The organism is Enterococcus sp. GPZ-007, assembly GCF_059374735.1.
Genome location: NZ_JCAFYN010000134.1, coordinates 1 through 290, shown reverse-complemented (window position 1 = coordinate 290; position 290 = coordinate 1). Strand labels below are relative to the sequence as shown.

Here is a 290-nt window from a genome sequence, read left to right as displayed (position 1 = left end):
GGCTCTATAATATTTAGTGTTGGTGACACCTTCTGTTGCCAATACTTTTTTTCTTTTTTTAATAAACGCAAACAGACACCTTGAAATCCTTTAGAATAAAGTCGACGAAAACCATTCAAAGGAGTGTTTCAAGATGTCCTATTCAGAGTTTACCAAAGAGTTACTAGATATTCTAGATCTAAATCTTACGTTTCATGAGGATGCCTTTCGCAAAGAACGAATCAATGGCGAGACGTGTTTTGTTTTTGTTGGCACATTGACCTATCGACCAGAAGATTGCTTTCATTGCC

At 36.6% G+C, this 290-nt stretch carries 1 pseudogene; it reads left to right on the top strand.

The window, feature by feature from the left end:
* Positions 1 to 133: 133 nt before the first annotated feature.
* Positions 134 to 290, top strand: a pseudogene (locus tag AC4J95_RS21255) (ISL3 family transposase); the annotation flags it as partial.